The sequence below is a fragment of the Natrinema hispanicum genome (genome assembly GCF_900111485.1).
Lineage (GTDB): Archaea > Halobacteriota > Halobacteria > Halobacteriales > Natrialbaceae > Natrinema > Natrinema hispanicum_A.
On record NZ_FOIC01000061.1, the window covers coordinates 1 to 7845 of the forward strand.

The window sequence follows — 7845 nt, forward strand, 5'->3', positions numbered from 1 at the left end:
CTCGAAGACGTGTTCGTGTTGCGGGCGGATTCGGGATAGCAACCGCGTAGAGCGTGGTCTGTATGTCTGTTCGTCGTGCGAAACGACGATGAACGCAGACGTGAACGGTGCGGTGAACATTCGGAGAAAGATAACTCAGAGTCCCCCGACCGGGGATATGAGTAACGGCTGGTTGGCACAGCCCGGAGTCTTCCTGTTCGACCGTGAGAGCGGACGGCTCACACCGAGAGAACAGGGAGTCTGCAAACCCTAATATCCCAACGCTCGGGATTCCTCCGGGTTCAGCCGGAGGAGGATGTCAATTGTCATGGTGGAATCGAGCGGGACACTCCACGGGTGCCGAAATTGATCACTGAGGAATCGTTTCCTCGTATTTTAGCCACCGTTACATTTTGCTCGATATTCGGTGACTTTCTCCAAATTTTCAAATATACTGAAGGTAGCTAGCGGTGTGCGACAATATAACAACAGGTATATGCTAGGATCATACCGATCACGCCACCTTGCACGAATTGGCATACTGGGTCTCATCGCACTCGTTACGGGGACACGTGTGAGCAGCTACGAGCCCAGTCCGTGGGGATGGGTCGCAGCATTCGCTGTCGTGACCGCTCTTATTTTTGGTCCGATCACGTGGCTGATTCGCGATCGAGTTTCCAAGGAACAGCGCGAACGTCTCAGTTACGTTGTGACTGGTATCGTGCTCCTTTGTGTCCCACTCGTCATTGGGCTTGGATTCGTTGTTGAGGGATTCCGCTTTTTCATCGACGTCGGCGTGCTTGGCAGCGTTATCGGCCTTGCAGTCACGTTTCTCGTCGAGCGGACAGTGGTCCCCGAACGGTTTGGTGGCACCGCTCAGTAACCTGCCTCGGGGTCACGGTATTCGAGAGACGGAGCCGCTCGTGTGCGAGCGACCTCAGTGGTGTCGCGGACAGCGGAACAGCAGACCGTATCAAGCGTTCTGGGGATTTCTTCAGCCGCGAGAGATCGTCAGTCTGTTGTATCCTGTTCCCATCGCTGGATAACCTCGACGACGGGTTCTTCGTCACCGATCTGTCCAATCGTCTGTTCGAGTCCAATCGCTCGGAGCACTCGAGCAACTTGCGGGTCAGCGCCTGCGACACGGAGGTCGATCTCTCGTTTCTGTAAGTCGTTGTGAAGGTCCTCGAGCATCGCTGCTGCAGTGACATCGATCGACGGCGACGAGATGAGATCGAACACGACAAGAGAGGGCGCTGTCTCTTCGGCATCGACCCGGTCCAAGAGATCGTCACGGACGGTGGTCGCATTTGCGTAGAACAGCGGTGCGTCGACTCGATACACGAAGACACCCTGTACTGGTTTGGCTTCGGGGTGGCGCTTCCGTTCAACGAAGTTATCTGTTCCTGAGACGCGTCCGAGAACAGCGGTGACTGGCGCAGAAACGTGTGCGATGACGTTCAGGAGGGAGAGGACGACGCCGATGAGCACACCCCAGAGCATTCCGAAGGCGAGCACGGCCACCAACACTGCCACGGCGATGGCGAACTCGGACGTACTGACAGTGTAGAGACGACGCAGCCCTGAGAGGTCGATCAGGTTCGTGACGGCGACGATGACGATTGCCGCGAGAACAGCTTCGGGGAGGTTCGTGAAGATCTCCGTCAGAAACACCAAGACGACCACGAGCGCGCCCGCGACAATCGCACTGGTGACCTGTGTTTTCCCGCCGACGGCGTCATTCAGCGCTGACCGGGACATGCTTCCGCCCACGGCGAACCCACCGCCGAGGCCGGCAGCGAGGTTGGCAACGCCGGTCGAGAGGAGTTCCTGATTCGCGTCGATCTCGTAGTCGTTCTCTCGAGCAAGCGCCTCGATCGCGCCGATTCCCTCGACATACGAGAGCAAGAACAAGGCTCCGGCGATCGGGATGAGTGACCGGATTATCGAGAGGGATGGCACTGCGGGGATCGTCAACGATGGGAGGCCACTCGGAATCGATCCCACGATGGCGACCCCTTGCTGTTGGAGGTCGGTGACCGTGAGAAGAAGAATCGACGCCAGAACGACGAGCAGAGCCGTTGGAAGGCGTGGAAATCGCCACTCGCCAAGTGCGAGGATGGCAATAGCGGCGACACCGAGAAGAAGCGTTGGGGAGTTTGTCGCACCCAGATGTGTTCCGATGTAAGCGAGTCGCTCGAAGAAAACACCGCTTGCGCCGTCGATGCCAAACAGCGGCCCGATCTGGGTCGACATGATGTACAACGCCGCCCCCGTTGAGAAGCCAGTGAGGACTGAATCGGAAATGAAATGAACGAGGAATCCGAGCTGGAAGAGCCAGGCAACGACGGCAAAGACGCCGACGAGGACCGTTGTCCAGAAAACGAGTCCGGCGTAAGAAACCGTCCCACCGGTCGCGACCGACCCGACACTTGCCGCCAGCAGGATCGCCAGTGCTGACGTGGGTCCGAATATCACTTGTCTCGAGGTGCCGAAGAACACGTACGCAGCGGTTGCCAGCAACCCGGCATACAGCCCCGTCACCGGCGGCATATTCGCCAGCGACGCATACGCTAGCCCTTCAGGGATAACCGACGCCGTGACCGTGATCCCAGCGAGTACGTCACGTCGAAGCCACGAGGGATTATAGTTTGGTAACCACTCGGCGATGGGAACCATCGAGTCGAGTGCTGACTCGAGACGGTCGCCGAACGGACCGGCCATCGTGATGAATTCAGGTCGGCTCCTATTCAATCTTCACCGGCAAGCGCCACACGGTACAAGTGGGCGGGTCAGCGTTTACAGTAGTTGGCAGTACGATTTCTTCATTCAGCGTGGGACGTGAAACGCACGGTAAGTACAGCAACCTCTTTTACCGGGAGCATCGGCTGGCGTCTGCGACGCCAGCCTCACCCCCGGCAAAACCCGTTGATGCCAAAAGGCCGCCGTCGCGGGGTTTCACCCCGCTCCGGCGGTGAACCGCTCGCTTCGCGAGCGGATGCTAATCGCTACCCGCAGCGGTAAGTTCGCACCTGTAGTGAGCAGTAGTTACATAAAATAAATATTTGAAGAAGGTACTTTAAACAGACCAAAAAAGTATACTATCGATTGCACCCTTTATCTGAGACACTCGGAAAACGATTAGCAATTGCACGGTCGTACGATTGTCTCGAAAAGATGACACAGTCGCGGTAGTGAGCCCAGAGGGGGCGACAGCGGGGAGCCGTCTATATTTTCAAGAAGAGAACGATCAGGTTGATCACCATCATCGCGACGAAGCCGACGAGCCAGAGTTCCATGTCTCTCACCTCCGTTAGAGTTTGAAGATGGGCTTGACGTGGTCTGGCACGTTCTCGCCGCTAGCTCCGTCAGTCAGGTGCGAGACGAAGATCGTCACAGCGATCGACACCGCGATCGCGATGAAATAGAAGTCCATCCCGATCGGGAACGCGTATCCGAGCTGTGTCGCAGCCAGCAGTGTGACGTTGAGCAGGAGTGCAGAAGCAAGTCCGGCGGTGACGCCTTCTCGGCTTGCACCCTTCCAGAGCAGGCCGACGACCACAGCAGGGATCGTCCCACTGACAAACGTGCCCCAGCCGAAGGTACCAAGGATCGCGACGAGATGGCCGCCGTACAGTCCAAAGAGCACCGAGCCGATGCCGACGACAAGGACTGCGGCCCGCCCTAACCATGTTTCTCGCTGTTCGGAGAACTCCCAGCCCATCGCCCGCACGAAGTCACGGGCAATCGCGCCGGAAGCGACCGACAGGAAGAACGCGGCGGTAGACATGATCGCAGCGACCAGCCCCGCGTAGATGATCATCCGCAGGACGATGTGCAACCGTTCGACGAACTCGAAGGCAGCCATGTCGGGGTTCGAAAGCGGTTCGACGCTGCCGGAGGCGACCAAGTAGAGTGCAACGAAGCCGATGAGCAACCAGAGGATGCTCCCCACGGCATACGTGACGCCACTGACGAGGCCGACGGTTCGCAGTCCCTTCGGGTCATCGATCGAGAACATCCGCTGGAGGACTTGGGGCTGGCCCATGACGCCGATGCTGAAGACGATCGGCCAGATCAATAGCAGGCCAGGTGCGGAGCTTTGAGCGAGCCCCCACCCGTCAAGCAACTGGGGAGTAAAGGCCTTCGCCACATCTTCGCCTGTGAGCGCACCGGCCTCGACAACGGTCATGGTCGTGCTCTCCATCCCGCCAGCGATCTGGAAGAAGCCGACGACGACACCGACGACGCCCACGAGCATCACCGCTCCCGTGTATGCCCCTGCGAGCTGGGCCGACGCCATGCCACCAACGGCGACGTAGACGGTGATAAGCCCGAACACGAGCCAGACGGCGGTCTCAACCGAGATGCCGAGGATCACCGAGAGGACGTAGCCGCCGCCGGCGACCTGCGAAGCGAGGTACGCCCAACACGCGATAAAGAGGATCAACGAAAGGATCCCGCGGATCGCGCCACTGTTAAACCGCTCGTCGGCGATGTCCCCGAGCGTACCAATGTCGGCAACGTCGGCCATCCCACGGACGCGCTTACCGACGATCCAATAGGCCATCGCAAACCCAAGGCCGCTGGCAAAGGTCATCCACAGCGAAGACGTCCCCATCTGGTAGACGAGTCCCGGACCGCCGATGAACCCGAAGGCGCTCATGACCCCGGACATACTCGCCAGCGTAATGACTGCCGCACCGAACATCTTTGTCGCACCGTAAAACTCGTCGGAGGAGTCGACCAGGCGCTTGCTATAGAGGCCGACAGCGAACACCGAGAGGATAAACAGTGCGACGAAGCCGGGAACGAGCACGTCGATCATTGACTACGCACCTCCACAGGCTCGTCGGCTTCACGTGTCTCGCCTGCTGCGTTCACCCGCTCGACTTCCTCGAGGAACCGGTCCCACTCCCCGTCCGGCAAGAAGTGTTTCCGAAAGTAAATCCCGTAGGCGAGGGTGACTGTCATGAATCCACCGACCCAGTAGAGCCAGTAGACAGCAGCGAAGGACGGGTGCATTCCGGTAATCAGAAACTCCGGAGAACTGCCTGCGAACGCGTTCGAGTAGTACTCGGTCAGGGTGAACGCCGATAGCTGGAGCCCAGTCCAGATTCCAAGGGGGTAGACGAGCAGCTTCGTCGAAATAGTCCCGTTGGAACTCGCGCCGATGACGAACCACGGATGAAAGAGGAACACCGAGACGAGTAAGGCGATGAACCAATAGCCAGCCAGCCCGAGTCCGAGCACAGCAGTCCACAGCACACCGCTTGCGAGCATCAGCTTCGAGGTCATTCCTTCGACGTTGAGCTCACCGTCTAACATATCGCTGCCCCCTCGATGGTTGCCTCGTGACTCCAATTTCTGCGCTCCAGTTCGCGCCGCTGTATCCGGGTTGTGTGTTTCATGTGTACATCACTCGTAAGTGTTCACGAAGCCGCCGTCCCACAGCAGGTCGTCGCCGTTCAGGTGTTTGCCGTGACGTGAGAGTCCGAACGCGAACAGATTGCCAGCCTCGACCGGCTCCATCATCTCAGACGATCGTGCCTGTCCAAGCATCACGTCCTCGACGACCTCTCGCTCGGAAATACCACGCTCTTCGGCCGTATCCTCGATCTGATTTAATACGAGGGGAGTCTTGACGTAGCCCGTACTGACCGTGAACGCACGGATATCTCCGTCACCCTCAGCTGCAGTCGACTTGGTTAGCCCTCGAAGACCGAACTTCATCGTATTGTAAGCGACCTTATCGCGAGTCACGTAGTGGCCGTGGACGGACGCCATGTTGGCGATCGCGCCGACGCCGTCCTCGGCCTCACGGATGTGTGGGAGCGCCAGTTTCGTGAGATACATCGGCGCACGGAGCATCACCCGGTAGAGTAGGTCGAACTTCTCCATCGGGAATGACGTAATTGGTGAGATATGCTGTATGCCAGCAATGTTAGCGACGTACCGCAGCTGTCCCGCATCAGCAGCCGTTTCAACAAGCGCCTCGACCTCGGCGTCGTCAGTCAGGTCACAGGCAACCGTCTCGAGGGCGCCCTTGACCGCAAGGTCATCCGCTTTCTCGGCCGTCTCGTGGAGACCGTCCTCGTCAATGTCGGTCGCAATCGTCGTCAAGCCGTTTGCCGCCAAGACGAGCGCCGTTGCACGGCCGATCCCCGAGGCCGCGCCGGTTACGATTGCCACGTTCTCCCTCGTAAACCGTGGATCATCGAGGTGATGGATCGAGTCGGCAGTGATCTCGGGTGGTTCAATACTGTTGTGAGTGTCGGCTTCCCCGCTCATGCGACTAGAGAAACGGCCGGTATCTGGTTCAAACGGAAGGTTGATATGTAATCACCGCCGCCGGCTTGCGGTTTTGACCGTTGTCTCTTGGAGGAATGTAAACACGTTCTCGAGATCACTGTTCGGACAGCTGTGAGGTCCGCTACGAGCACCTCCAAGCGGACGCTCGAGATGCTGCAGTGGACGAAGCCGGGGGTCGATACTGATGCTCGAGCAGATCGATCACCGTGGCAAGCGGTTCACGATCGGTGACGAGGACGGTGTCGACGACAGCGTCAGGAACGCTGTCGGCGAGTCGAACGACTCGAACCGCAGGCGCAGCGAGCGATCCGTGAACTCGAACGTGCGAAAGCCGTCGCTGGACCAGACAGTGCGAATCCCGACGCTGAAGTACTCAAACGCTGATACTGAACACCACTAGTAATAAATAAAACAGATCGAGTGTCTCGTGGCGCGATCTTGAGCGATTCATTCTGCACACGGTCTGTCTCGAGTACAGGAAAGCGGTACGTCTGGTGGATCGAGGACAAAGATCAGCACCGGATAGACTGAGGGGTGGGAGTGATCGGACAATGTCGCGCGCAGCGGACCACGCGACAGGTGATATCTCCAATGTCCTCGTTATCAATCTCTTCCCGATTCCCAGTCAAAGGCACACGCTAAGAGTTACACGCCCCACCCCAGTGTGTCCAGTGTCTTTGATTACTGACCTATTATTCGACACTGTTATATGTAGTGGGTTGGATCTTAACAATGGTAGCTAATGTCGGATGTAGCTCTTACGGGGACTGGTATGACGTCATTTGGATCGCATCCCGACCGGACGGGCAGGGACATGTTCGCGGAGGCCGGCCTTGCCGCCCTCGAGGATGCCGGCGTCCCGGCCGCGGACGTCGACGAACTCTTCTATGGCAACTTCGTCGGCACCCTCTCGGAAGGGCAGGGCCATCAGGGACCGCTCATGGCGGAGGCGCTCGGGACGACCGCTCCCTCGCGCCGAATCGAAAGCGCGTGTGCCTCGAGCGGGCTTGCGGTCCACGACGCCGTGCGTGCGATCAGAAGCGGCGAGGCTGACGTCGTCGTCGCCGGCGGGATGGAGCGGATGACAAACATGGGCACGGCCGGCGCGACGAAGGGACTGGCCGGCGCAGCCGACGATCTCTATGAAGTCCGGTCGGGCGTCACCTTCCCCGGTGCGTACGCGCTGATGGCACGGGCCTACTTCGACGAGTACGGCGGAAGCCACGAGGATCTGGCTCACATCGCGGTCAAAAACCACGACAACGCGTTGGTCAACGACCACGCGCACCTCCAGCAGGAGATCACGGTTGAGGAGGCACTCGACGCGCCCGAAATCGCATCTCCCTTCACACTCTATGACTCCTGTCCGATCAGCGACGGTGCGTCCGCGCTCGTCTTGACCTCGCCGGAGTACGCCAACGACCACGATCTCGAGGCATCGGTTGCGATCACGGGAGCCGGCCACGGCGGCGATACGATGGCGCTGCACGATCGCCAGTCGCTCTCGAAGACGCCTGCAACCCGCGACGCTGCTGAGGAAGCCTACGACGATGC

Annotated in this window: 7 protein-coding genes and 1 pseudogene; 4 read left to right on the forward strand and 4 right to left on the reverse strand. The window is 59.0% G+C overall.

The window, feature by feature from the left end; all coding sequences use genetic code 11:
- Both BSG09_RS19510 and BSG09_RS19515 read left to right on the forward strand, forming a co-directional pair.
- Positions 1-253, forward strand: a 253-nt coding sequence (locus BSG09_RS19510; RefSeq protein WP_139246293.1) for a zinc ribbon domain-containing protein, incomplete at its 5' end; no start/stop codon positions are given.
- Positions 254-553: 300 nt separating this feature from the next.
- Entirely contained in the window at positions 554-862 is a 309-nt protein-coding gene (locus BSG09_RS19515) for a hypothetical protein (RefSeq protein ID WP_092936099.1), read from the forward strand.
- Between the two features lie 128 nt (positions 863-990).
- Here BSG09_RS19515 and BSG09_RS19520 read toward each other — a convergent pair whose 3' ends face one another.
- The 4 genes from BSG09_RS19520 to BSG09_RS19535 all read right to left on the reverse strand — a co-directional run bounded on the left by BSG09_RS19520 (position 991) and on the right by BSG09_RS19535 (position 6270).
- The gene (locus BSG09_RS19520; RefSeq protein ID WP_092936101.1) at positions 991-2703 is read right to left on the reverse strand and encodes a SulP family inorganic anion transporter; all 1713 of its coding nucleotides are present in this window, start codon (positions 2701-2703) and stop codon (positions 991-993) included.
- Positions 2704-3292: 589 nt separating this feature from the next.
- Positions 3293-4807: a sodium:solute symporter family transporter gene (locus tag BSG09_RS19525; RefSeq protein WP_092936103.1), complete on the reverse strand. Its 1515-nt coding sequence runs from the start codon at positions 4805-4807 to the stop codon at positions 3293-3295.
- Positions 4804-5307 (reverse strand): hypothetical protein, encoded by a 504-nt coding sequence (locus BSG09_RS19530; protein WP_092936105.1) that lies wholly within the window; start codon positions 5305-5307, stop codon positions 4804-4806. The genes BSG09_RS19525 and BSG09_RS19530 overlap by 4 nt, the downstream gene beginning before the upstream one ends.
- Positions 5308-5397: 90 nt before the next feature.
- Entirely contained in the window at positions 5398-6270 is an 873-nt protein-coding gene (locus tag BSG09_RS19535) for an SDR family NAD(P)-dependent oxidoreductase (RefSeq protein ID WP_092936107.1), read from the reverse strand.
- A 205-nt stretch (positions 6271-6475) separates the two neighbouring features.
- Between BSG09_RS19535 and BSG09_RS19540 the strand changes: the two are divergent.
- Positions 6476-6675 (forward strand): annotated as a pseudogene (locus BSG09_RS19540) (hypothetical protein).
- A gap of 358 nt (positions 6676-7033) precedes the next feature.
- On the forward strand, positions 7034-7845 hold an 812-nt coding region (locus tag BSG09_RS19545), incomplete at its 3' end, for a thiolase family protein (protein WP_092936109.1).